The following is a 24,637-nucleotide window of genomic DNA, read 5'->3' on the forward strand; positions in this document are numbered from 1 at the left end:
GCTCATGACTCGTTCCTACTCGAGATCGCCCTCGGTGTTCGGCCGATTCATCCGGATGTGCGCGCGCTCGCCGCGGCCGCGAGCTCGACACGGGTACGCAGGCCGAGCTTGGCCAGCACGTGGGAGACGTGGGTTTGCACGGTCCGCGGTGACATGAAGAGACGTGCCGCGATGTCCGGCCCGCTCACGCCCATGGCGACGAGTTCGGTGACCTGGGACTCGGTCGGGGTGAGGCTCTCCCAGCCCGTGCTCGCGCGACGTCTCCCCGCCGTCGTCACCCGCACGCCCGCGGCACGCATCCGGGACAGGACACGCGCCTGCAGCCCGTCGGCGCCGGCGTCCTCGGCGCGCTGGAGCGCCCGTCGGGCGAGGCCGATGGCCCGGTCCCGGTCTCCGGCGGTGGCCGCCGCGACCGCGGCCTCCTCCCAGCCCGCGACCTCGAGGAACATGTCGTCGAGTTCGTGGGCGGCCGCTGCCACCTCCACACCGATCGTGACCAGGTCGGCGCTGTCGGCGCAGGCGATGGCGGTGGCGAGGCGGACCGGTGCAGCGGTCGCGGGGCTGAGCGGTCGGGGCAGCAGGGTGTCGAGGTCGTGGGCGATCCGCTCGAGGAGCGACGGTTCCATCGCCCGGACGGCGACGCGGGCGCAGGCCGGTGAGATCGTCGCGGCCCATGCATAGGCGTGCTGGTCGATCGCGCCGGACCAGGCCGCCGATGCCATCGCGGCGGCCGGTCGATGTCGTCGTCGGGCCTCGAAGATGAGCATCTTCTGCCGTTCGATGTCGGGCAGTCCGAACTGTCGGACGAGCACACCGTGGCCGACCCGCCCGGCGTCCCAGTCCTCGACGCGACGTTCTGCTGACGCGAAGTCGCCGCGGGCGATGTCGATCGTGACGCGGCCGCCCATGGCCAGCGACGGGACCGCCTCGTCGCCGACGGCCACCTTTTCGAACGCGGTGTCGTAGGTCGCGGCCGCGTCGGACAGCTGACCTCGCACGGTGAGGATCGAGGCCTGGATGAGCTGCCGGTAGGTCGTCTGCCAGTCGGTGCCGCGTTCGCGTTCGCGCATGATCGTGTCGTTCATCGTCTCGGCGGCGACGCGGGGACCGCCGTGGTACAGCTCGACGAACGGCGGCCACAGATCGGCCGATGCGCCCTCGCTGGAGTCGACACCGTCGGGTCCGGGTTCGGTGGGCATGAACCGTCGCGATGCCTCGGCCGCGTACTCGACGGCCTGATGGGTGTGGCCGACGAGGCAGCTGCGCAACGCCTCGGCGACGAGGCCGGTGAGGGTGAGGTCGGCGATCGGCCCGTAGGGCTGCATCGGCAGCGGCGCGCGACCGCCGAACAGGGTCACGTAGTTGCGCAGGTCGGTCAGGACGCGGCGACTCCGCTCTGGCAGGTCGACGCCCGCGAGGGAGTCGATGGTCTCGATGGTCTCGTCCATGGCGCCGCGTGCGGTCAGCACGAACAGCCGAATCCGATAGAGCCGTGCGATGACATCCATGTCGTCGGCGACGGCGAGGGCGGTGCGTGCCGCCTCGTCGGCGCGGTCGAGTTGACCGGACCGTGCCAGGGCGAGGACCCGCTCCAGCGAGAGCAGTTGGGTCGAGCGGCCTGCCGCCGCGGCGGCGTCGACGGCGTCGGTCAGCAGGTCGGCCCGGACGGACGGCACGGCGGCCAGGACGTGTGCGGCGGAGTCGTCGGCGACCTCGATCTCTCGCGGATCTGCTCCGGCGGCGCGCAGATGGAAGGCGCGTGCCACCGGATCCGCATCGCCCACCCGCTCGGCGATGGCCCGATGCACGACGGCTCTCAAAGGGAACGGGGTGCGCTCGGTGACCGCCTCGGTGACCGCATCGTGAGTGGTCGCCAGTCGACCCGTCGCGTCGAAGTCGGCGACGCCGGCCCCCAGCAACGCCTGGGCCGGGGTGAGCAACGCGGCCGCGGGAACCGCGGACAGCGCCGCCAGATCCTCCAGGTGGGTCGGCCCGCCCCACAGTGCGAGCTTGACCGCCAGGTCGTGCGCCGACGGCTCAAGTGAATCGATCCGGGCGGCAATCGAATCCGCCACCCACGCGGCCGGGGCGGGTTCGGCGTCCCGGGCGACGTCGAGCCGGTCCCCGACCCTGATGAGCACACCCCCGCGATCGAGGTCGTCGAGGATCGTCGTGGCGTGCAGGGGATTCCCCTGCGCGGGGGCCAGCGCCGACTGCAATCGTGCGGTGGGCCAGGCGCCATGGTGATCGTGCACCAGGACGTCGAGGTCCATTGCATCCATCGGTGGGATGCCGACGACCCCGACGTCGGCACGACGCATCAGTCGGGTCAGATACTCGCGCTGCGGTAATGGTCTGGCTGCGACCAGGATCGTCAGGGGAAGGTCGCGGGCCGCGTCGACGACGGAGAGCAGCACGTTCAGGCTCGCGGCGTCGGCGTGATGGGCATCGTCGAGGACCAGCAGACACCGGCCTGCGCCGGCCCAGTCGTCGACGGCGGTGAGAAAGTACTCATCGGTGTCGGCACCCAACGTGTCGGGCACGGCGCTACCGAGAGCGTCCCCGATCACCGAGTAGGGCGCGCGCCATGACAATTCGGCCGCGGTCGCCCAGCCGATCGAGACGTCGGCGTCGGCGGTGACCTCCCGCAGGATGCTGGTCTTCCCGGAACCGGAGTCGGCGAGGAGGACGAGACATCGTGTGTCCGTGCGTCGGTCGCCTCCGTGTATCAGGTCGTCGAGCCGCCGCCGGAAACCTGTGATGACGTCGCGGCGCTCCGCTGACCGCGGAGGAGATGTCATGGGCCGATCCTATGCGGCCGCGGCGTCGGACGCGGTCGCATCGACGCGCGGGGTCAGTGCGCGGAGATGGACGCGAGCTCCTGCTCGCTGATCCTTCCCGCGACACGTGCCCTGCGGAGCGCACGGAATCCGCCGACGACGAAGACCGCACCGGTGACGCCGCGCGCCTGGAGGTGCCATGCCAGCCACTCGGCCTCGTGGCCGTCGTCGGAGATCAGCAGCCATCGTGCGCCGGGCGTGGCGCTGCGCAACGAGTCGGCGTGGCCGGGTGTCAGACGGGTGAGGACGTCGATGGCGTCGATCGCGAGCGCACCCGACAGCACGCCGTCGAGCTGACGTTTGCGCTGGCTGCGGACATCGACGGGGGTCAGACCCGAGGCGATGAGGCGCGTGTAGTCGGCGGCCTGGGCGGACAGCGGTGCGTCCGTCGACGGCGCGACGGTGGGTTCGAGGGCGGTGACAACGGAGGTGCCGAGGACGGCGGTCATGAGGATTCCTGGGGTGATCGAGATCGAGCGGGGGTCGTCGAAAGTGGGCGGCCGCAGACGCGGACTCAGCCCTGACAACACTCCTGACAGCTCATGATCACGGCGACAGTGTGCCACACATCCTGCCCTCGCACCACCCTGCCTGCGGCGTCGTCGGTCGGACGGCCTCGCACCGTCACCATCGATCGGGTCCAGATTTTCGCCCATCGGGTCCAGGATCTCGTCGATCGGGTCGAGCGCGCCGCACGTGCTGGACACGGTCGGCAGCATTCTGGACCCGGTCGGCGAGATCGTGGACCCGGTCGGCGAGATGTTGGACACGGTCGGCGCGGGTGGTGGTCGGACCGGGGTCAGCGACGGCGCTGCTTGGAGCGCTCGTGGACGAGGCGCAGACCGTCGAGTGTGAGGTGGGGATGGTGCGCGGTGAGGGTCTCGCACTCGTCGAACACGAGCGGCGCGAGATAACCCGTGGCGACGACGGTGACGTCGTCGCCGTCGAACCCGTCGACCGTGTCACGTACGCGGTCGACAAGGCCGTCGACCTGACCGGCGAAGCCGTAGAGGATGCCCGACTGCAGCGCCTCGACGGTGTTCTTGCCGAGCACGCTGCGCGGAGGCATCAGTTCGACCTTGCGGACGGTCACGGTGTGTTCCGACAGCGCTTCGACCGCCAGGTTCACGCCGGGAGCGATGGCCCCGCCGAGGAACTCCCCCTTGGCCGACACCGCATCGACGACGGTGGCCGTCCCGAATGCCACCACGATGCACGGACCGTCGGGGTAGTTGTGGTGTGCTGCAACACAATTGGCGACCCGATCGGTCCCGACCTCTTTCGGGTTGTCGACGAGGAGCGGAACACCGGTCCGCACACCGGGTTCGAGCAGCATGTGGTGGAAGCCGTCGCCGAAGTATCGCGGCACCATCACCCGGAGTTCGCGCAGCAGGGACGGGACGGTCGACAGGGCCGCGACGCCCGTCACCTGATCGGCGTCGGAGCCGAGTAGGCCCCGGATGAGCAGCGCGAGTTCATCGGAGGTCAGGTTCGGTTCGGTGTGAATGCGCCAGTCCCGCACCATCGTCGCGTGATCACCTGTCCCGGCGAACACGCCGAGATGGATGTTGGTGTTCCCGACGTCGAGGGCGAGGAGCATGTCAGACCGAGCTCGTCGCGAGTTCGCGTGGGTCGCGCAGTCCGGATCCGGCGGGTACGTGCGCAGGGTCGCTGCCTTCGTCGACGACGCGGTTCTTCTCGTCGACGAACACCACCGACGGCGTGTAGTCGAGCAGTTCCTGTTCGTTCAGGATGCCGTAGGCGATGATGATGACGAGGTCGCCCGGGTGTACGAGATGCGCTGCCGCGCCATTGATCCCGATCACGCCCGATCCGCGCTCACCGGCGATCGCGTAGGTCTCGAGGCGAGCGCCGTTGTCGATGTCGACGATGGTCACCTGCTCACCCTCGAGCAGGTTCGCGGCGTCGAGCAGGTCCTGGTCGATGGTCACCGATCCGACGTAGTGCAGGTCGGCCTGGGTGACGGTGGCCCGGTGGATCTTGGAGGTCATCATGGTGCGGAGCATGCTGGTTCCTTCTGGTGCAGGGGGATCTCGGTGGGGAGGTCGGTCAGCGCGAGGCCTGTTCGGGGTCGCGGCCGGCGAATCCGGTGCCGATGGCCACGCCGACGTTGTCGATGAGTCGGGCCGCGCCCACCCGGGCGGCGACCAGGAGGCGGCCGTCGCCCTTCTCGGGGGGCTCCTCGAGCTGTCGACCGGTGAGCGCGAGGTAATCCACCTCGATCTCCGGATGTGCGTTCAGGACCGACTGCGCCGCAGCGAGAATGGCGTCACGACCAGCCGCTGCGGCATGTGCGCCGGCGACGAGCGCCGCCGACAACGTCGTGGCGAGATCGCGCTGCCGCTCGTCGAGGTAGCGGTTGCGCGACGACATCGCGAGCCCGTCGGACTCACGGACGGTCGGCACTCCGACGATCTCCACGTCGACGTCGAGGTCGTCGATCATCTGTTTGATCAGGACCAGTTGCTGATAGTCCTTCTCGCCGAAGAACGCGGCGTGGGGTGTCGTGATGCCGAGAAGTTTGAGGACGACGGTCAGCATGCCCGCGAAATGTGTGGGGCGGGACACGCCATCCAACACGGCGCCCGCAGGACCCGGTTGAACAGTGGTGCGTTGGCCGTTCGGGTACATGTGGGCGACCGTCGGCGCGAACACCAGCTCGACGCCCAGCCGTCGCAGCAGCGCGCAGTCCTCGTCGAACGTGCGCGGGTAGGCGTTGAGGTCTTCTCCGGCCCCGAACTGCAAGGGATTCACGAAGATCGAGACGATGACCACCGTGTTGCCGCGTGACTTGGCCGTCCGGACGAGCTCGAGATGGCCTTCGTGGAGGGCCCCCATCGTCGGCACGAGTGCGACGCGCTTGCCGGCGCCACGAATCGCCTGACTCACCCTGTGCACCACTGCTGGGTCGCGATGAACGGTCAGTTCACCTGGCGTGTAGGCATTCTCGAGGGCAGACGTCATGACATCTCCAACACGTCGATCAGGTCGGCCGGGGCGTCGGTGTAGGCGGTGGTGCGGCGCGCGAGCACCCGGTAGGCCTCGGCGATCCCGACTCCGGTGGGACCGGCGGGCAGTCGCCGGAGGGCGGTGAGATGGTCGGCGACGGCTGCCGCGTCACCGCGCGCAACGGGTCCGGTGAGTGCGCGCGGCCCGAGTTCGAGAACGTTCTGCAGGGACGCCGTCACCAGCGGCCCGAGAATGCGCTCTGCCAGTCGAGTCCCGCTGCCGTCGACGGTCGCGGCGTCGCGGGCGATGTCGCCGTCGGGGCCGTCGATCGCGGCGTCGAGTGCGGCGACCGCGTCGGCGATGAGGGTGATCAGATGATTGGCGCCGTGGGCGAGCGCGGCGTGATAGAGCACGCGGTCGGCGTCGGCGATCCGGACGGGTTCACCACCCATCTCGAGAACCAGTGCCTGGGCGATCGCGAAGCCCACCTCGTCGGCCGCGGTGACCCCGAAGCACGCGTGGCGCAGACGTGCGATGTCGTCGTCGGTGCCGACGAAGGTCATGGCGGGGTGGATCGCCATCGGCAGGGCGCCGAGTTCGGTCAGCGGTGCCAGTACACCGATGCCCTTCGCTCCCGCGGTGTGCACGACGAGGGTGTTGGGCCGCAGAGCACCCGAGCGCGCGATCTCGGCGACGACGCCGTCGAGTGCGGCGTCGGGGACGGCCAGGACGAGCAGTTCGGATCGCGCGACGACACCGTCGATCGTGAGGATCTCCGATTCGGGCAGTCGATCGGCTGCACGGCGGCGAGACGCGTCGGACCGGGCGACGACCGCTCCGACGACGTGCCCGGCCTGCTCGAGGGCGACACCCAGCGCGATACCGACCCGGCCCGCCGAGACGATACCGACGGTGAGGCGTGCGGGTGTGGGGAGGTTGGAGACGCCGTCGAGGTAGGCGCTGTCGGACCCGCCCGTGCCTGGGCCGCGATCATCGCTCGATGAGGTCACCACTGTCCTCCGTCAAAAGTTCCAGTCCCGGCTGCGCACGGGTACCAGACGTTGCAGAGCAAGGGTAGGCCGCGCAGTGGCGCGAAGGCCAACACGTGTGATGGGCCTCACCCGCCGCGGGTCCGGGCGGACTGCTCCGGAAGGCGCCGCGCAAGTGCATCCCGGAAAAGCGCCCCCGGGATGGCACCCGGTGCAGGCCCGTCGTCGACGTGATGTCGACGACTGCGTTCCAGAGGGCGGCTTTCCGGGGCGGATTTCCGGGATAGACCTCCGGACGGATTGCGGGCGGATTTCCGGGGGAAGGTCCGGCGGAGCCACCCAGCGCGAGCCGGAGGCCGGAGAATTCAGTCCTCGCGCCGCCGACGACCCCCGCCCGACGAACCGGACTGGCGCAGCTGGCTGAGCAACTCGGAGACCGGGAGTCCGGCGGAGTGTGCGCTCTCGCCGTCACCGTCGGCACGCCGCCGCCGACGACCCGCGACCGAGGCATTCGCCGACTCGCCCGACGACTCGTGACGACCGCTCGACGGGAACGGTGGACCGGCGACGGCGGGTTCTGCCGCCGCATCGGGCGCCGCCTCGACAACGGGCTCGACGACGGGCGCTGGCGCGTCGGCCGCATCGGGTTCGGGCGTCACCGCTGCCGACGAAGACACCGCATCCGCGGGCACCTCCTCAGCGACGGTCTCGGACACCACGGTCTCGGGCATCGCCTGCTCCGGCACTCCGGCGCCCGGCACTCCGGCAGCCACCCCGGACCCCGGGACGACGGGTTCCGGCGCGGACTTCGCCCACTCGTCGGTGGGCGTCTCGTCCACGTAGGGCGACCGCGCCCCACGCGCGGGTCCGACACCGCTGGGTCCGGGCGCAGCGGGCGACGTCGCGCTCGGTTCCTCGGCCTCGGCGATGACGGCGTCCTCGACCTGATCGTCGATGGGGGTCTCGGGCACCTCGGTCGCGATGCGGCCCGACATGGGTGCATCGTCGCTGATCACAGGGATGACCTCGGTCATCTCGTTGGGATCGACGTCCTGCGGGATATGTCGGCCGGCGTCGGCCGCGGGTGCCGTCGCCGCGAAGTCACGGGCGGCGAGAGCGCTGTCGTCGGTGCGGAAGCTCTGCCCGTAACCCGAGCCGTAGGACGAGCCGCCGAAGCCGCTACGCGACTGCCCGGCATCGATACCCGACGCCAACTCGCGCAGTTTCTCGCTGGGCAGCGCCGCGCGTGGATCGGGCAGCGACTCACCGAGGAGCGTCTCCAGGCTGGACCGCAGCGCCAGCACCTGGGCCTTGAGGTCGGCGAGTTCCTCGTTGGACTCCGCGCTCAGTTCCTTGCGGATCGTCGTCTCGACGTCGAGTTCGTACTGGCGTCGCGCCGCGATCTCGCGCTCGAGTTGCAGTTCGTACACGAGCCGCAGATCTCGGCTCTTCGCCTCTGCCCCCTCGGCCTGGCGACGGAACTTGGTGACGAGGATGGCCCCGATGACGGCGGCCCACAGGGCGGCGATGACGGCGAGAGAACCGGCGACCGACAACTGGTCGGTGAACACCATCAGGACGCTGGCCACGATCGCCAGCACGATGAGCAGACCGAGCAGCCACTGTCCCACGGATCTGCCGGATCGGCGCGGCTCGGTGGAACGGCCGTTCGAGGTCGTCATGATCGTGAACATACCGTCTGACCGTGTCGATATCGGCGAACCGGTGGCGGAGAGTCACGATTCGCCGTGAGCCCAGACCGGCTCAGGCGGGACCGGGATGCCCCTCTATCGCGTCGTCGGTCGGGTCATCCGGAGCGCGGCAACAGTATTCGAGCCAGAGGGCCGCGACCACGAGCACGATGCCGCCGACCAACCCGATGATCGCCCCCGGACGGTCGTGATCGGCCGCCGACAGATCGTGCTGGGTCAGCAGGAACAGCAGCAGCCCGGTCCACACGCCGACCGCGATCGCACCGAGGATCGCCGATGCCTTCGCGAGCGCCAGCACACGGGCGGCGGTCAGCGGATGGAGCTGTCCGCGGGCACGGCCGACGTCGCGCGATGCGACCCGGTTGCGGACGATGAAGGCGATCACCACCTCGAGCGCGGCCAGGATGTAGAGGACCAGGCCGGCCAGTAGTGGCATCGGCGGGAGGCTGCCGTAGTTGTACCGGACCAGAATCCACGCGGTCACCGCGACGATGACGGCGATGACCACGAGGTCGCGCAGTTTCGTCGGGCCGAGGCCCGGTTCCTCGTCCTGGTCGTGACGAGGGCGGCGGGGTGCGGTCACCGTTGCCTCCCCTCCTCGACGTCTGCGACGTCGGACGGAGGCGTACCGGCCTCTCCGGTCGGTACGGACACGGCCACGTCGGCGACCGGGACCACTCCGTCGCGTTGCGCCGGATCGAGCCGGCCGACGAGGTCGGCCACGCGCCGCTCCCCCGCCGATGTCCACAGGGTGGCGTCGGGGTCGATCGCCAGCCACGGCACGAGGACGAACGCGCGTTCGGCCGCCCGCGGGTGCGGTAGCACCAACGTGGGATCGTCGCTGCGGACGACGGCCCCATCGCCGACGACGCTGATCACATCGACATCGAGAGTGCGTGGACCCCAACGGATGTCGCGCCTTCTATCAGCGGCCTGTTCGAGCTCGTGACACAGGTCGAGCCATTCGTACGGGCCGCGGTCGGCCGATGCGATGAGGGTGATGTTGTAGAAGTCGTCCTGCTCGACGCCGCCCCATGGCGGGGTCGAATACACCGGCGACACCGCGATGAGATCGTCGGCGAGACGATCGGTCACCGAGGTCAGGTGGGCGAGACGGTCACCGATGTTGGACCCGGCCGAGAGCACCGCCGTCGTCGGCGTCATCGGCCCATCGACTTCCGTGATCGGCGGGTGACGACGGCGACGTCGGTGAACTGCAGCGGGATGGGCGCCGACGGCTTGTGCACGGTGACCTCGCAGGCCGCGATCCGTTCGTCGTCCATGATCGCCTCGGCGACCTGCCCGCCGACCGTCTCGATGAGGTTGCGGGGCTCGCCGGACACGATGTCATGGGCACGCTGCGCGAGCGCACCGTAGTCGACGGTGTCGGCCAGGTCGTCTGACGCGGCCGCCGCCGACAAGTCGATCCACAGGGTGATGTCGAGGATGAAGTCCTGACCGTCGCGGCGCTCGTGATCGAAGACGCCGTGATTGCCACGGACGACGAGCCCGGTGAGTTCGATGCGGTCGGCCATCAGTCGTTCACCGTGCCACGCCGACCGCCCTGGCGCCAGGCGGTCGCCACCGCGATGGCATCCCGGCTCTTCTCGACGTCGTGCACACGCACGGCCCACGCCCCTTCGGTGGCGGCGAGCGCGGACACCGCCGCGGTCGCGATCTCACGACCCGCCGGCGGGCGGGCGGTGCCGTCGTCGTCGGCGAGCAGGGTTCCGAGGAACCGCTTGCGGGACGCCCCGACCAGGACCGGGAAACCCAGGCCGACGAGGGTGGGCAGCGCGTGCAGCAACGCCCAGTTGTGCGCTCCGGTCTTGGCGAAACCGAGTCCGGGGTCGAGGATGATCCGGTCGGGGTCGACACCGGCAGCCACCGCGGCGTCGACCTGCGCGAGCAGTTCACCGCTCACCTCTGCCACGACATCGCGGTATCCACCGGCGTCGTCGACGCCGTGGACGAAGGTGCCGGTGCTGTCCTCGACGGGTTTGTCGACAGGACGCCAGTGCATGAGTATCCAGGGCAGTCCGGAGTCGGCGACGACGCGGGCCATGTCGTCGTCGGCACGTCCGCCGGACACGTCGTTGATCACCGTCGCGCCGGCCTCGATGGCGGCCGCGGCCACCGCGGCACGCATGGTGTCCACCGAGATCGGGATGCCGGTGTCGGCGAGGCCGGCGATCACGGGCGCGACGCGAGCCGCCTCGTCGTCGGGGTCGACGCGCGAGGCACCGGGTCGCGTGGATTCGCCGCCGATGTCGATCAGGTCGGCGCCCTGCGCGATCAGTTCATGTCCGTGAGCGATCGCAGCGTCGTGGTCGAGATAGCGACCGCCGTCGGAGAAGGAGTCGGCCGTCACATTGATGACACCCATCACCAGGGTGCGGTCGGCCGGTGGGTGCAGGAGGGTCGCGTGACGCATCGGTCCGGATGGGCCCGTCAGCGGCGCGAGATGAGGTCGAGAGCTTCACCCCGGGAGACGGCGCTCGTCTTGAACAGGCCGCGCACCGCGGAGGTGGTGGTGGTCGCACCCGGCTTCCGGATGCCACGCATCGCCATGCAGAGGTGTTCGGCCTCGATGATGACGATCACCCCGCGCGGGTCCAGGCGTTTGACGACTGCGTCGGCGATCTGACTGGTGAGCCGCTCCTGGACCTGAGGACGTTTCGCGTAGAGGTCGACGAGGCGGGCGAGTTTCGACAGCCCGGTCACCTGACCGGACACACCTGGGATGTAGCCGACGTGTGCGACCCCGTGGAAGGACACGAGGTGGTGTTCACAGGTCGAGTACATCGGGATGTCCTTGACCAGCACCAGTTCGTCGTGGTTCTCGTCGAACGTCGTCGCGAGCACCTCGCTGGGATCGGTGTACAGCCCGCCGAACATCTCCCGGTAGGCGTTGGCGACCCGGGTCGGCGTGCGCTGCAAGCCTTCCCGGTCGGGGTCCTCGCCGACGGCGATCAGCAACTCCCGGATCGCGGCCTCCGCACGGACCTGATCGAACACGCGTCCGTCCGGGGTCACCATCCCGGGTTCGTCGTGATCGTCCACTCGCGCGTCCTGATGTTCACTGACCGTCATCGCTCATCTGATCCGTTCTACGAACCGCTGCTGCAGGAATCCTCGTCCCCGCGGAGCCTACCGGTGGTCGGATCCGGGATCGGCCCCGTGCCCGCCGGTTCCGTTCGGGCCGCCGTGATGGCCGGATCCGTTGGACCCGTTGGTGCCGTTGGCACCTCCGTCGCCGTACTGACCGCCGCCATATCCGCTGCCGCCGTATCCACCGCCGGCGCTGCCGCCATTGCCACCGGCGCCGTTCGGGTAGCCCGGCGTCGAGTCCTGCGGCGGCCATCCGGGTGCCGACCAGTCGCGCGGTGCGCCGTAGTCGGGGCGGGTGCCGTGCGTGGGCTGGCCGGGATATCCACCCTGCTGACCGGGGTGGCCGCCGTACTGCTGCGGCTGCCTCGGCGCGGACTGCGGCGGATAGGCCGGCGGATACGCCTGTCCCGGAGTCGGATTCGGGTAGGCACCACCCGGCTGGCCACTGCCGTGATGGTCACCCGGTGCGCCGTAGCCCGTTCCGGCGCCGACCGGCTCGGGCAGCGGCTCGGGGTTGACCGGTTCCGGCGGCCACGGCTCGCCGCGTTCCATGGCGAGCTCGCCCGGGGTCTTCACCGGCGGCTTGTCACTCGGAGTGCGGTCACCGAACTCGTTGAAGGTGGTGATCCGCGGCCGCTTCTGGACGCCGGAGAAGATCTGCTCCAGATCCTTGCGGGTCAGGGTCTCCTTCTCGAGGAGCTCGGTGGCCAGGATGTCGAGGGTGTCGCGGTACTCGGACAGGATGGCCCAGGCCTCGGTGTGTGCGGCCTCGATCAGGCGGCGCACCTCGTCGTCGATCTCGCTGGCGATCTCGGCCGAGTACGACGCCTGGTTGCCCATCGAACGGCCCAGAAATGGGTCGCCCTGCTCCTGCCCGTAGTGCACCGCACCGAGCTTGGCGCTCATCCCGTACTCGGTGACCATCGCGCGCGCGATCTTCGTCGCCTGGTCGATGTCCGACGACGCGCCGGTCGTCGGCTCGTGGAACACGAGCTCCTCGGCGGCACGCCCGCCCATCGCCATGACCAGGCGGGCGATCATCTCCGACCGCGTCATGAGGTCCTTGTCCTGCTCCGGCACCGCGAGGGCATGTCCGCCGGTCCGGCCGCGGGCCAGGATCGTGACCTTGTAGATCGGGTCGAGGTCCGGCATCGCCCATGCGGCGAGCGTGTGCCCGCCCTCGTGGTACGCGACGGTCTTCTTCTCGTGCTCGCTGATGATCCGGCTCTTGCGGCGCGGGCCGCCGATCACGCGGTCGACAGCCTCCTCGAGCATCTCGGCGGTGATGGTGTTCTTGTTCTCACGAGCGGCGAGGAGAGCGGCCTCGTTGACGACGTTCGCCAGGTCGGCACCCGACATGCCCGGGGTGCGCTTGGCCAGGCCGTCGAGGTCGGCGTCGGAGTCGATCGGCTTGCCCTGCGCATGCACCTTCAGGATGGCGCGACGACCCGCTATGTCGGGGTTGCCGACCGGGATCTGACGATCGAACCGGCCCGGACGCAGCAACGCCGGGTCGAGAATGTCCGGACGGTTTGTCGCGGCGATCAGGATGACACCCGAGCGGTCTCCGAATCCGTCCATCTCGACGAGCAACTGGTTGAGGGTCTGCTCGCGTTCGTCGTGCCCGCCACCGAGGCCGGCGCCGCGTTGTCGGCCGACGGCGTCGATCTCGTCGACGAAGATGATGCACGGGCTGTTGTTCTTGGCCTGCTCGAACAGATCTCGAACGCGGGATGCGCCGACGCCGACGAACATCTCGACGAAGTCCGAACCGGAGATGGTGAAGAACGGCACCCCCGCCTCACCGGCGACGGCGCGGGCGAGCAGCGTCTTGCCGGTGCCGGGAGGACCGTAGAGCAGCACACCCTTCGGGATCTTCGCGCCGAGGGCCTGATAGCGAGCCGGGTTCTGCAGGAAGTCCTTGATCTCGTAGAGCTCTTCGACCGCCTCGTCGGCGCCCGCGACATCGGCGAAGGTGGTCTTCGGCATGTCCTTGGTGAGCTGCTTGGCCTTGGACTTGCCGAAGCCCATGACTCCACCCTTGCCGCCGCCCTGCATGCGGTTCATCACGAAGAAGAACAGCCCGAACAGCAGCAGCATCGGGAGGATGAAGATGAGGATCTGCCAGAGCGCGGATTCCTGGGTGACGTTGGTCTGATAGGGAGCGCCGGTCGTCGTGACGGAGTCGAAGACCTGCTCACCGGCCGACGCCGGGTACTTGGCGCTGATCTTGGTGACGTCGGCGCCGTCGACCTTGATCGGTTCCTTGAGCTCGATCCGGAGCGTCTGCTCACGATCGTCGATGTCGATGCGACCGGTGTTCTTGACGTTGAGCTGGGTCAACGCGACCGAGGTGTCCACAGACCGGTATTCGCGACCGGAGTCGCGCATCACGCTCCAGCCCCACAGGGCGAGCACGATGAGCGCCACGATGGCGAGGTTGCGGAAGACTGACTTACGGTTCATGCCTGTTGGTGGTGGTCGGGCTCGTCGTCGAGAGCTGCCGCGCCGTTCCCACTGTCCTTCCCGGTCGACGTCGTGGACCGGTCGCACCCGTCGATGTGCGACTGTCCGTATTTCTAGAGGCTACCGGTCAACGAACATCCGGGGAAAACCGTTCCGGGCACTGCTCCGACATCGACTCGCCACCACTCGGCGCTGGTAGACGTCAGTTCTGGTAGACCGAGGGCCGCAGCCGACCGATGAACGGGAGGTCCCGGTAGCGCTCGGCGTAATCGAGGCCGTAGCCGACGACGAACTCGTTCGGGATGTCGAACCCGACGTCGGCGACGTCGACCGGGGACCGGACCGCCTCCGGTTTGCGCAGCAGCGTGCACACCTCGAGCGAGCGGGGTGACCGCGTGGCGAGATTCTTCATCAGCCACGACAGCGTCAGACCCGAGTCGATGATGTCCTCGACGATCAGGACATCGCGACCGGTGATGTCGCGGTCGAGGTCCTTGAGGATGCGCACGACGCCCGACGACGACGTCGACGACCCGTAACTGGAGACGGCCATGAACTCCATCTGCGACGGGATCCGAAGTGCACGAGCGAAATCGGTCATGAACATGACCGCGCCCTTGAGGACGCCGATCAGCACGAGGTCCTCACTGATACCGGCGTAGCGCGCGGCCACCGAGTCGGCGAGTTCCTGCGTTCGTTCTCTGATCTGGTCCTCGGTGATGAGAACGGCTTCGATGTCGTCGCCGTACGCGCCGGTGCCATGGGGACTGGTGGACTCCACGGCTCTAGCTTGTCATGCCCACCGGGTCGGCGGGTTACAGCATGCGTTGTAGAGCGTTCGAAGGACTTCTGAGAAGTGACTTGTGGAACAAGTGTCCAACACATCACAATGAGATCTCGAACTACAGCTTTCCGATCCTGCGAACGAGCGTCGGCCTCGCTCACCTCCCCTATTGCGACTCGCCCGCCCACCGAGTCAGCCCGTACGAAAGAACAACGAATGTTCGCTGCAGCTCCGCGTCAGTTCACCCCCGCCAGACGATCACGCGGAGCCATCCGCACGCTCGCCGTCCTCTCGTTCGCCACCATCGCCGCAACAGCGGTCGCCGGAACGGCACAGGCCGCACCCGCGACGCCCGCGCCCGTGAAGGTGCAGATCTCGTCGACGTCGTCGGACCTGAAGATCTCCGTCGCGAACGGGACCATCAGCACCAAGGGCGGCACGCTGTCCATCCGCAACACCGTGGGCAAAGAGCTCTATCGCATGCCGCTCGCATATCGGATGGAGTACCGGCAGTTCCCGATCGACGCGACGACCGTCGGCACGACCGCGACACTGACACCGTCGAAGAATCCCGCGCGGTCCGTCGCGGTCAGCCGGAACGAGGTCGACCCGTTGCGCGTCCAGGCGGCCAAGCAGGCCGATCCCGATGCGCCGAAGACCCGGAAGCAGCGCGACGACAGGGCGCTCTCGACATTCCAGCAGACGCTCGGCGTCGGCATGACCGTGTCGCAGCTCGTCGGCCTCATCGTCGGCGCGGTCGGCGGCGGCATCATCGGGTGCCTGCTCACGATCTTCGCCGCCTGCACGGGCGTCGTCGCGGGCGCCGGACTCGGCGGCGTGATCGGCTTGGTTCTCGGCGGGGGCGGCACCCTGATCTATGCCGCCGTCCAGTATTTCCAGACGATCAACTCGCCGTTCAAGGCGCCGGAGTGAGCTTCCCGAGGCCGGCGGCTCGGGTGTCACTGTAACGAAGTCGGTCACTTGTACGACATCTAGCCCGGAGCCGGTGTGTCGGGCATCACACTCCGATTACGAATGGCACCATCGATTCACACGCGGCACATTTCCACCCATAACTGAAGACGAATTTGTGAAGGTGATCATGTCCGCGGACAATTCTCGGTTGGAGGGGAACCGATTGTTTGTTCTGCGAACAAAAGCACTGCTCAGCCCATGTACGCAGGCTCAGGCTCAGCCAGACGAGCCGACAACAACCCGAAAGACTCCCCTATGTCCCACGACCGGCGCTTCGTCGCCACTCGGCCCCATTCCCGGCTCCGACTCCGCATCCTGACCGTCATCGCCCTTGCCACAGCAGGGATTACGGCGTTCTCCGGTGTCGCGCAGGCAGCCCCGAAACAGGACGCACCGACCACCTACGACGTATCGAGTACCGCATCGTCGATGACTATCACCGTCCACAATGGGACGATTAGCGCGGCTAACGACACTCTCTCGATCCGAAACGCAACAGGCGTGGAGAAGTTCCGGATGCCCTTGTCTTACCGCAAGGAGTATCTGCAGTTCCCAATAGATGCTAGAACGGCAGGCAATTCCGCAACGCTAATTCCTTCTCGAAACGTCGCCAGGTCGACTCCAATCAATCCCGTAGAAGTTGATCAACTCCGATCGCTTGCGGCCAGCCAGGCAGATGCCCCGACGACCAAGCGCGAGCGTGATGATCAAGCTCTTGCCCGCTTCAATCAGGAATTGAGTGCGGGTATGTCAATCTCCTCGATCGTCGGCACCGTGCTCGGAGCCATCGTCGGCGGTGTGATTGGGTGCGCCGGCGGAATTGTCGTCGGCTGCCTGCCCTTTATTCCGCTGGGTGCATCGCTCGGCGGAATCGTCGGTCTCGCACTGGGCGGTGGCGGTTCTGTGATCGTCGCAGCAGTGAACTACTTCAACACCATCAATTCGCCGTTCAAACCGCCTCGACGGTGATCTAACGTTCCAACCCCTGGCGGTCCGCCTCATCGCTCGACGAGGCGGACCGCCAGTCGTTCTCCGGACCGCTCGACCACCCGTCGCGCCGACGGATCGCCACCGATCGCAACCTGACCCCGGGCACGGACATCCGTGACGAGATCGTCGACGGCGCTGATGACCCGATGTGTGGGTTCGGTGGCACCTATCTCCAGGAGCCAGCGTCGCACCACCCGCGTACGCACGGCCGCCGGCAGTCCAGACAGCGTCCGCGTGTCGAGTTCCTCCCCACCGGCGAGTTCGTAGGCCTCGGCAGCGTAGTCGTCGAGCGCGTCGTTGTCGGCGCGCAGCGCCGATGCCGTGCGTCCCAACGCTTCGACCACGCCACCACGGAGCACGTCGTCGAGCAACGGCAGCACCTCGGCGCGGACGCGGACGCGGGTGAAGCGCGGATCACGGTTGTGCGGGTCGTGATGCGGCCGGAGGCCCAGCTCCGCACACGCCGACACTGTCTGCGATCGTCGGATCCCGAGCAACGGCCGCCCCCAGGGCGCATTCCACTCACGCATCCCCGCAAGAGATCTCGCCCCCGAGCCGCGGGCCAAACCGAGGAGGACGGTTTCCGCCTGGTCGTCGGCGGTGTGCGCCAGCAGGACCGGCCGACCGGCCCGGGCATCGTCGAGGGCGCGATATCGGGCGTCGCGCGCCGCCGCCTCGAGCCCCCCGACACTGCCGACCTCCACGGTCAGCACCTCGGCGTCCGCCCCCAGACGTCGGGCGGTGGCAGCGGCCCCCGCAGCCACCGGGCCGGACGTCGCCTGCAGGCCGTGATCGACGACCAGTGCCCGGACGTCGAGACCCGAGCGCACCGTGGCGGCCAGAAGCGCGAGCGAATCGGGCCCACCCGACAGTCCGACGCACACACCGTCGGCGGCCGCCGGGACCGCGGTGGCGAAACGCGTGACGGCCCGGGTTACAGCACCCGCTGCATCCATGCTCGGGGCTCGTCGATCTCGTTCGGGCGCGGCATCGTCTCGGGCGAGGTCCAGATGGTGTTGAACGCCGACATTCCAACTGCACCGACGACCTCGTCGACGAACGCCTTGCCGCGAATGTATTGCGCCAGTTTGGCATCCATACCGATGAGCGCGCGGATGATGCGCTGCACCGGATTGCGAGGGGCGGTGCGGCGCTTGTCGAAGGCCTGCCGGATCGACGCGACCGTCGGAACATGCACCGGGCCGACGGCATCCATCACGTGATCGGCATGCCCCTCGAGGAGCGTGCCGAGCATCATCATGCGGTTGAACGCCTCGTACTGCTCGGGCGTCTGCAACAACTGCATCGCACCGAGGATGCCCTTCTCCCTCGGCTGCCCGTCGCCGCGCACCGTCGACGTGATGCGGGCCACGATCTCGCTCGTCGACTCTCCCGCATCGGAGGTCAGGATCTCCAGATTGTCGATCATGTACTGGCGCAGCCACGGATTGGCCGAGAACTGCACCCGGTGGGTGACCTCATGGAGACACACCCAGAGCCGGAAGTCGCTGGGCACCACGCGAAGTGAACGTTCCACCGAGATGATGTTCGGGACGACCACCATGAGCACGCCAGGCTCCCCGGTGTCCGGATCGGGCGTGAACGGATCGTACTGCCCGAGGATGGCGCCGGAGAGGAACGCGAGCAGAGCACCCGCCTGCACTCCGCCGGCTTTCGCGGAGATCCCGGCGAGGCCGGACGGTGCCTGCTCGTCGCTCGCACCGCTCCCGGCGCCCACCTGACCGGGCCCGCTCGCTCCGCTCCCGGCGCCCACCTGACCGGGCCCACTCGCTCCGCTCCCGGCGCCCACCTGACCGGGCCCGCTCGCTGCGCTCCCGGCGCCCACCTGACCGGGCCCGCTCGCTCCGCTCCCGGCGCCCAGCATCGACTGCATCGACTGCGCCGCCGCACCCACCCACTCCTTGCGATCGAGCAGCCGTGTCGCCGGGACGCGCAGCCCGTCGGCGAGTCCGGTCACCTCTCGGACCGGCCCCTCGGCACGGGTGGCGGCATCGGCGAGTTCGGTGCGTGCGACGTCGAGTGTGTAGGCGGTCGTCGTCGGGCCCGGGCGCGACAGCCGACGGCCGGTCGCGGCAGCCAGCGACCAGTCGATCTTGGCAACGATCGACTCGACGTCACCGCCGGCGACGTCGCTCGTCTGGTCGGTTCGGCTCAGATCGTTGCTGGTCATCGGCACCCGCATTCCCTCAGATCGCCGGCCACGTCGTCGAGGGCGGGCCGGGCGTCGGCCGGTGACGTGCCTCCCGACATCAACGCGAAGGAGAGCACCCGGCCATCGATGGTCTGGACTATCCCGGTCAACGAACTCACGCCGGTCAGGGTTCCCGTCTTGGCGCGTACCCACCCGGCACCCGGATTGGTGGTCGGATCGAACCGGTCTGCGAGGGTTCCGGTGCCCCCGGCCACCGGCAGGCCGTCCAGCATCGACCGCATCAGAGGCTGCGACGGACCGCTCGCGGCGGCCATCAGCTTGTCCAGCACTGCCGCCGGCACACGGTTCGCATACGAGAGGCCGGAGGCGTCACTCAGCGTGACCGCGGTCATGTCGAATCCGTGCTCGGCGAGCGCACCCTCGACCGCGGAGACCCCGCCGGCGATGCTGGCCGGTCCGCCGCGCGCCACCGACAACTCGATGGACAGCGTCTCGGCGAGCACGTTGTCGCTGTAACGCATCATGTCGTTCACCCGCGTCACGAGCGGCGCCGACGTCACCTTCGCCACCACCTGACCACCGGCAGACGCGGTCGCCTCGGTTACCCTGCCCGGCCCCGACACACCGAGTGCGCCCGCGAGAGCGGTGCCGGCGCTGATGGCCGGGTCCTCGACCCGCGGCGAGTACTCGTCGAGCGGTTCGATCCGTCCACCATCGGCGATCAACGACTCGATGGGAGTGATGTCGCCACCGGCGATGTCGCGTCGATCCCAGGTGCGTTCCATCGTCGGTCCGGTGTAGGCGCTGGTGTCGACGGCCACCGAGCTCACCGGGATGCCCGCCTTGCGGATCTGCGCAGCGAGGTCGGCGATGCGTGGTGCGTCGGTGTAGAAGGTGTCGGCGCCTCGGGGTTGCGCAGACAGTGTCGGATCGCCGGCGCCCTTCAGGATGATCTGGCCGTTCGGGCCGGCGACGACGGTCGTCGTCAGGCGCTGATCGTGCGGCAAGGCCAGCAGGGCCGCCGACGCGGTGAGGATCTTGGCGTTGGACGCCGGCACCCGCGGTTCGGCAGGCGAGTCCGTCCACAGCGTCGCACCCGTCAGCGCATCACTGATCTGGCCGGTGAACTGCCCGAGCGCCGGATTGCGGGCCGACGTGGCGATCGCTCGCGAGAGGCCGGTCGCGGTCGGCTCGGGCGCATTCGCGGAAACGGCCTTGATCTGTGGATTCACCGAGATGGCGGCCGGTTGCGGCGGAATCCCCGGCGGCAGTTCGTCGGACTTGTCGAGATGAAGCGCGACGGCGACGGAACCAGCGGCGATCAGCGCGAGGATCACCACCGAGATGACCGTCCACAACATCATGCGGCGAGTCGATCCGCGCCGTGCGCCCACAGAACCTCCGGATGAGTGCGGTTCGGGGTCATGCCCCCTTCTCTTGGCACTCCACAGTATCGTTGAGGCGATCTGCGCAGGCGACCCGCGGTGACCCGTGGGCCGGCTGCCGTCACCACCCGTGAACAGACATGCCAGGAGGAACCGTGGAATTCGATGTGACCATCGAGATCCCCAAGGGCGGACGCAACAAGTACGAGGTCGATCATGAGACCGGGAAGGTCTACCTCGACCGGTACCTCTACACCTCGATGGGCTACCCGGCCGACTACGGCTACATCGACAACACCCTCGGTGAAGACGGCGACCCGCTCGACGCGATGGTGCTGCTGCCCGAGTCGGTGTTCCCGGGTGTGATCGTGCGTTCGCGCATCGTCGGCATGTACACGATGACCGACGAGGCCGGCGGCGACGACAAGCTGCTGTGCGTGCCCGCCGGCGACGTCCGCTGGGATCACATCCAGGACATCACCGACGTGAGCGAGTTCGAACTCGGTCCGATCGCGCACTTCTTCGAGCACTACAAGGACCTCGAGCCGGGCAAGGAAGTCGATCCGGGCGGCTGGGTCGGCAAGGATCAGGCCGAGAAGGTCGCGCAGGCCGCCATCGACCGCCTGAAGGAACACCCGGAAGAGACCAACGAGCCGAGCCGCGGCTAACCGTCGGCTAACCGGAGCTCGACTCCCTCAAGACCGCACCCGGCCTCCCGACGCCACCAGCACGGAGGCTGGGCGCGAAACAGGACACGCTCGGCGCGGTCGGGGTTGCGGTTGCCGTCGGCGCCGACGACGCGCCCTCCCCTACGCCGACGAGGTCGTCGTCTCCTTCGCCTCACCGATGGGCCTGCCCTGCCGCAGCGGCAGTTCCTTCCAGGTGATGGTGCCGATGATCGCGAGAAGCGACATGATCGACACCGCGAGGAAGACGCTGTCCATGGCGTCGGTGAATCCCTGTTTGATCGGGTGTGACAGTTCGGTCGGCAGCTTCTCGATCACCGAGGTGTCGCTCATGACGCTGTCCGACGACGAGGACGCGGCCGACGGGTTCTGCGACGCGGCGATGAGCGACTTCGCGAATCCGCTGACCTGGCCGTCGTCGCTCTGCGCAGCCTGCACAACCGCGGTCCGATACTGCGGTTGCTGTGCGGCCGAGGTCATCTCCTCTTTGATGTTCGGGCCCATCAGCGAGAACAGCAGAGAGAAGAACACTGCGACACCGAGCGTCGCACCGATCTGCCGGAAGAATGTGGCGGTGCCGGTGGAGAGACCCATGTCCTTGGGCGGCAGGATGTTCTGCATCGCCAAGGTGATCGGCTGCATCAGGTTGCCGAGCCCGAAGCCCAACAGCAACGCCATCGCCATGACGAGCCAGACCGGTGTACTCGTCGACACGAGGTGCAGCAGGAATGTGGCGACGGTGATCAGCACCGAGCCGATGATGGTGAAGACCTTGTAGCGTCCGGTGCGCGAGATCAGCTGGCCGGACACGATCGATCCCGACATGAGGCCCAGCACCATCGGCAACATCTGCAGCCCGGCGACCATCGGGCTCGATCCGCGCAGCACCTGGAAGTACTGCGGCAGCATCGAGATACCGCCGAACATGACGGCACCGATGATCATCGAGATGACGATGCCCTGCGCGAACACGGGATTCCTGAAGACGCGCAACGGCATCAGCGCGTCGTCGCCCATCTTGTGCTCGATCCAGACGAACACGGCGAGACCGATGATGCCGATCGCGTAGCAGAGCAACGCCCACGACGAGGACCATCCCCAGATACGGCCCTGTTCCGCGACGATCAGCAGCGGCGCGACGGTGACGGCCAACGCGGTGGCGCCCCAGTAGTCGGTGCGGCCGCCGACGCCCTTCTGCTGGTCATAGTTGAGACCCTTGGCGACGACGCCCAGCGCGATGATGCCGATCGGCACGTTCACGAGGAACACCCAGCGCCAGCCGGACACCCACAGGATGGAGGCCTGCCCGGCGAACAGACCGCCCAGAACCGGGCCGAGGACACTCGACGTTCCGAACACGGCGAGGAAGTAGCCCTGGTACTTGGCGCGTTCCCGAGGCGGCACGATGTCGCCGATCGTGGTGAGCGCCAAGGTGAACAGGCCGCCCGCGCCGAGACCCTGGAATGCGCGGAACGCCGCGAGCTCGTACATCGACGTGGCGAGACTGCACAGCAGCGAGCCGACGACGAAGATCGAGATCGCCAGCAGGAAGAACGGTTTCCGTCCGTACAGGTCGGAGAGCTTGCCGTACAGGGGCGTGACGATGGTCGAGGTCACGAGGTAGGCGGTGGTCACCCACGCCTGCATGTCATAGCCCTGCAGGTCGTCGGCGATGGTGCGGATCGCGGTCGACACGATGGTCTGATCGAGCGCAGCCAGGAACATGCCCATCATGAGGCCGCCGAGGATCGTCAGGATCTGACGGTGGGTCAGTCCTGCCCCGGCCACGTCGTCGTGCGCCACCGGTCCGGCGGCGGCCGAGGAGTCTGTCATTGCTGTCCTTTCGCAAGTTTCGCGGCGGGCGCGTCCGGCCTGCGGGCTGCGCAGGCCGGGTTGAGCGCCGTGTCGGCCGCGTCGACGAATCGGTTGAGGAGCCGGACCAGGGTGTGCAGTTCGTCGTCGGTCCACTCCGACATCGCATCCGCCATGGTCGAGCGCCTCATCTCACGCATCGCCGCGACCCGGGCGCGCCCGTCGTCGGTGATGACGAGAATGGTGGCCCGACCGTCGGCCGGATCGGCCTCCCGACGGACCAGACCGAGGTCGACGAGTTGCGCGACATGCCGACTGACGGTCGACGGGTCGGCGTTCATCGCCTCGGCGAGCTCGCGAGATCGCATGGACACACGTGCGAGTGGGAAGAGTGCCTTGAACGCGGCCGTCTCGAACTCACCTTCGGACGTCCGGAAGGTCGTGTGGACGGCCCGTTCCCGAATCCGCACGAACCGCATCAACGTGTCGAACAGGTCATCGATCGCGTCTTGATCGAGCACCGGCAGTCCCACCTTCCCGACAGATGTCTTTACTTTCTCTTTGCAATTAGTTGTACGCTGCAATTAGTTGCCGTGCGCAAGTATGCGTGCGGATTCGTACAAAGGCAAACGACTACCTACGATCAGAACTCGTGACCCCGCAGCCGCCGAACACCCCGGGCAACCGTCCACATTTCACATCGATGCCCGACCTCGCCCTGCGCGACCTGGGTGGCGCGGTGGTCTGGACGAACGACGATCTCTTCGCCGAGGCGCAGAATCTGATCAAGACGCCGGCGGCGCAGTATCAGCCGGCGACGTTCGGGCACAAGGGTCAGGTGTACGACGGCTGGGAGACCCGCCGACGACGCGAGAGTGGTGTCGACCAGGCGATCGTGCGACTCGGGGCGCCCGGCGTCGTCTATGGGGTCGTCATCGACACGTCGTGGTTCAAGGGCAACTATCCACCGTTCATCTCGGTGGAGGCGGCCGCCGTCGAGGGCGTGGCCTCGGTCGGTCAGCTGCTCGACGACACCGAGTGGTTCCCCATCGTCGAGAAATCGGCAGTCGACGGCGACACCCGGAATCCGTTCAAGGTCGATGCCAAGAACCGCTTCACGCACGTCCGGCTGTCGATGTATCCCGACGGCGGCGTCGCCCGGTTCCGTGTGCACGGACGAGGCGTGCCCGACCCGCATTTCTTCCGTTACGGCCACTTCGACCTGGCCGCGCTCGAGAACGGCGGCCTGATCACCGCCTGCTCCAACATGTTCTACGGCTCACCCAACAACCTGCTGATGCCGGGACGTGCACGGCACATGGGCGAGGGCTGGGAGACGTCGCGTCGGCGTGACTCGGGCAACGACTGGGTGCAGGTCCGGCTGGCCGGTCGCAGCACCGTGAGCCTGGTCGAACTCGACACCAGCTATTTCCTCGGCAACGCACCCGGCTCCGCGACGGTCCGCGGCCGCGACGGCGAGAACGGTGACTGGTTCGACGTACTCGGTCGCACCGACCTGCAGCCGGACACGCGCCACCGCTTCGTCCTCGAGATGGACCGTCCGATGACCGAGGCCCGACTCGACATCTTCCCCGACGGGGGGATGGCCCGCTTCAAGCTCTACGGCACCCTCACCGATGACGCCGAGGCCGCACTTGTCGAGCAGTGGGAGCGCGGAGAGGCCTGAGCACGTCGAACTCGGGTTCGGGTCCGGGCCGGGAATCCGCCCCGGCAATGCGCTCGC

Annotated in this window: 23 protein-coding genes; 4 read left to right on the plus strand and 19 right to left on the minus strand. The window is 68.1% G+C overall.

What is annotated here, in order from left to right; translation table 11 throughout:
* Positions 1 to 47: 47 nt before the first annotated feature.
* The 14 genes from QSJ19_RS06650 to hpt all read right to left on the minus strand — a co-directional run bounded on the left by QSJ19_RS06650 (position 48) and on the right by hpt (position 14,869).
* Positions 48 to 2,801: a helix-turn-helix transcriptional regulator gene (locus QSJ19_RS06650; RefSeq protein WP_286319190.1), complete on the minus strand. Its 2,754-nt coding sequence runs from the start codon at positions 2,799 to 2,801 to the stop codon at positions 48 to 50.
* 53 nt (positions 2,802 to 2,854) lie between these two features.
* Positions 2,855 to 3,289 carry a rhodanese-like domain-containing protein gene (locus tag QSJ19_RS06655; RefSeq protein ID WP_286319193.1) on the minus strand — a complete coding sequence of 145 codons (435 nt, stop codon included), beginning with the start codon at positions 3,287 to 3,289 and terminating at the stop codon, positions 2,855 to 2,857.
* A gap of 350 nt (positions 3,290 to 3,639) precedes the next feature.
* A complete protein-coding gene (locus QSJ19_RS06660; RefSeq protein ID WP_286319196.1) occupies positions 3,640 to 4,440 on the minus strand; it encodes a type III pantothenate kinase in 801 nt (266 codons plus the stop codon).
* A 1-nt stretch (position 4,441) separates the two neighbouring features.
* On the minus strand, positions 4,442 to 4,867 hold the full coding sequence (gene panD / locus QSJ19_RS06665; protein WP_286319198.1) for an aspartate 1-decarboxylase: 426 nt from the start codon (positions 4,865 to 4,867) through the stop codon (positions 4,442 to 4,444).
* Between the two features lie 43 nt (positions 4,868 to 4,910).
* Positions 4,911 to 5,825 (minus strand): pantoate--beta-alanine ligase, encoded by a 915-nt coding sequence (gene panC, locus QSJ19_RS06670; RefSeq protein ID WP_286319200.1) that lies wholly within the window; start codon positions 5,823 to 5,825, stop codon positions 4,911 to 4,913.
* Positions 5,822 to 6,820, minus strand: coding sequence for a Rossmann-like and DUF2520 domain-containing protein (locus QSJ19_RS06675; RefSeq protein WP_286319204.1), 999 nt, complete (start codon positions 6,818 to 6,820; stop codon positions 5,822 to 5,824). Before QSJ19_RS06675 ends, panC begins: the two co-directional genes overlap by 4 nt.
* 344 nt (positions 6,821 to 7,164) lie before the next feature.
* Positions 7,165 to 8,481, minus strand: coding sequence for a DUF6779 domain-containing protein (locus QSJ19_RS06680; protein ID WP_286319206.1), 1,317 nt, complete (start codon positions 8,479 to 8,481; stop codon positions 7,165 to 7,167).
* An 82-nt stretch (positions 8,482 to 8,563) separates the two neighbouring features.
* The gene (locus tag QSJ19_RS06685; RefSeq protein ID WP_286319207.1) at positions 8,564 to 9,094 is read right to left on the minus strand and encodes a DUF3180 domain-containing protein; all 531 of its coding nucleotides are present in this window, start codon (positions 9,092 to 9,094) and stop codon (positions 8,564 to 8,566) included.
* The gene (gene folK / locus QSJ19_RS06690) at positions 9,091 to 9,675 is read right to left on the minus strand and encodes a 2-amino-4-hydroxy-6-hydroxymethyldihydropteridine diphosphokinase (RefSeq protein ID WP_286319209.1); all 585 of its coding nucleotides are present in this window, start codon (positions 9,673 to 9,675) and stop codon (positions 9,091 to 9,093) included. Before folK ends, QSJ19_RS06685 begins: the two co-directional genes overlap by 4 nt.
* Positions 9,672 to 10,046 (minus strand): dihydroneopterin aldolase, encoded by a 375-nt coding sequence (gene folB / locus QSJ19_RS06695; RefSeq protein ID WP_286319210.1) that lies wholly within the window; start codon positions 10,044 to 10,046, stop codon positions 9,672 to 9,674. Before folB ends, folK begins: the two co-directional genes overlap by 4 nt.
* The gene (folP, locus tag QSJ19_RS06700) at positions 10,046 to 10,945 is read right to left on the minus strand and encodes a dihydropteroate synthase (RefSeq protein WP_502876104.1); all 900 of its coding nucleotides are present in this window, start codon (positions 10,943 to 10,945) and stop codon (positions 10,046 to 10,048) included. The genes folB and folP overlap by 1 nt, the downstream gene beginning before the upstream one ends.
* Positions 10,946 to 10,962: 17 nt before the next feature.
* Entirely contained in the window at positions 10,963 to 11,604 is a 642-nt protein-coding gene (gene folE / locus QSJ19_RS06705; protein ID WP_502876105.1) for a GTP cyclohydrolase I FolE, read from the minus strand.
* A gap of 57 nt (positions 11,605 to 11,661) precedes the next feature.
* The gene (gene ftsH / locus QSJ19_RS06710) at positions 11,662 to 14,088 is read right to left on the minus strand and encodes an ATP-dependent zinc metalloprotease FtsH (RefSeq protein ID WP_286319211.1); all 2,427 of its coding nucleotides are present in this window, start codon (positions 14,086 to 14,088) and stop codon (positions 11,662 to 11,664) included.
* 202 nt (positions 14,089 to 14,290) lie between these two features.
* Positions 14,291 to 14,869 carry a hypoxanthine phosphoribosyltransferase gene (hpt, locus tag QSJ19_RS06715; RefSeq protein ID WP_286319212.1) on the minus strand — a complete coding sequence of 193 codons (579 nt, stop codon included), beginning with the start codon at positions 14,867 to 14,869 and terminating at the stop codon, positions 14,291 to 14,293.
* Between the two features lie 219 nt (positions 14,870 to 15,088).
* Here hpt and QSJ19_RS06720 point away from each other — a divergent pair, with 219 nt between their 5' ends.
* Both QSJ19_RS06720 and QSJ19_RS06725 read left to right on the plus strand, forming a co-directional pair.
* The gene (locus QSJ19_RS06720; protein WP_286319213.1) at positions 15,089 to 15,805 is read left to right on the plus strand and encodes a DUF8020 domain-containing protein; all 717 of its coding nucleotides are present in this window, start codon (positions 15,089 to 15,091) and stop codon (positions 15,803 to 15,805) included.
* Between the two features lie 297 nt (positions 15,806 to 16,102).
* Positions 16,103 to 16,816 (plus strand): DUF8020 domain-containing protein, encoded by a 714-nt coding sequence (locus QSJ19_RS06725; RefSeq protein WP_286319214.1) that lies wholly within the window; start codon positions 16,103 to 16,105, stop codon positions 16,814 to 16,816.
* A 29-nt stretch (positions 16,817 to 16,845) separates the two neighbouring features.
* On the opposite strand, the gene tilS is transcribed toward QSJ19_RS06725, so the two are convergent.
* From tilS to dacB, 3 genes are read right to left on the minus strand one after another with little or no spacing between them, the layout of a single operon-like run.
* Positions 16,846 to 17,793: a tRNA lysidine(34) synthetase TilS gene (gene tilS, locus QSJ19_RS06730; protein ID WP_286319215.1), complete on the minus strand. Its 948-nt coding sequence runs from the start codon at positions 17,791 to 17,793 to the stop codon at positions 16,846 to 16,848.
* A complete protein-coding gene (locus tag QSJ19_RS06735; protein WP_286319218.1) occupies positions 17,772 to 19,028 on the minus strand; it encodes an Rv3626c family coenzyme F420 biosynthesis-associated protein in 1,257 nt (418 codons plus the stop codon). The genes tilS and QSJ19_RS06735 overlap by 22 nt, the downstream gene beginning before the upstream one ends.
* A complete protein-coding gene (gene dacB / locus QSJ19_RS06740) occupies positions 19,025 to 20,374 on the minus strand; it encodes a D-alanyl-D-alanine carboxypeptidase/D-alanyl-D-alanine endopeptidase (protein WP_286319220.1) in 1,350 nt (449 codons plus the stop codon). Before dacB ends, QSJ19_RS06735 begins: the two co-directional genes overlap by 4 nt.
* 176 nt (positions 20,375 to 20,550) lie before the next feature.
* On the opposite strand from dacB, the gene QSJ19_RS06745 reads away from it, so the two are divergent.
* Positions 20,551 to 21,063 carry an inorganic diphosphatase gene (locus QSJ19_RS06745; RefSeq protein WP_286319221.1) on the plus strand — a complete coding sequence of 171 codons (513 nt, stop codon included), beginning with the start codon at positions 20,551 to 20,553 and terminating at the stop codon, positions 21,061 to 21,063.
* 141 nt (positions 21,064 to 21,204) lie between these two features.
* Here QSJ19_RS06745 and QSJ19_RS06750 read toward each other — a convergent pair whose 3' ends face one another.
* Together QSJ19_RS06750 and QSJ19_RS06755 are read right to left on the minus strand one after the other, a co-directional pair.
* On the minus strand, positions 21,205 to 22,914 hold the full coding sequence (locus tag QSJ19_RS06750; protein WP_286319222.1) for an MDR family MFS transporter: 1,710 nt from the start codon (positions 22,912 to 22,914) through the stop codon (positions 21,205 to 21,207).
* A complete protein-coding gene (locus tag QSJ19_RS06755; protein WP_286319331.1) occupies positions 22,911 to 23,420 on the minus strand; it encodes a MarR family winged helix-turn-helix transcriptional regulator in 510 nt (169 codons plus the stop codon). The genes QSJ19_RS06750 and QSJ19_RS06755 overlap by 4 nt, the downstream gene beginning before the upstream one ends.
* A 176-nt stretch (positions 23,421 to 23,596) precedes the next feature.
* Between QSJ19_RS06755 and alc the strand changes: the two genes are divergently transcribed.
* Entirely contained in the window at positions 23,597 to 24,580 is a 984-nt protein-coding gene (alc, locus tag QSJ19_RS06760) for an allantoicase (RefSeq protein WP_286319332.1), read from the plus strand.
* Positions 24,581 to 24,637: the final 57 nt, after the last annotated feature.

Origin of the sequence: Gordonia sp. ABSL11-1, assembly GCF_030315685.1 — a bacterium.
Taxonomy (GTDB): Bacteria; Actinomycetota; Actinomycetes; order Mycobacteriales; family Mycobacteriaceae; genus Gordonia.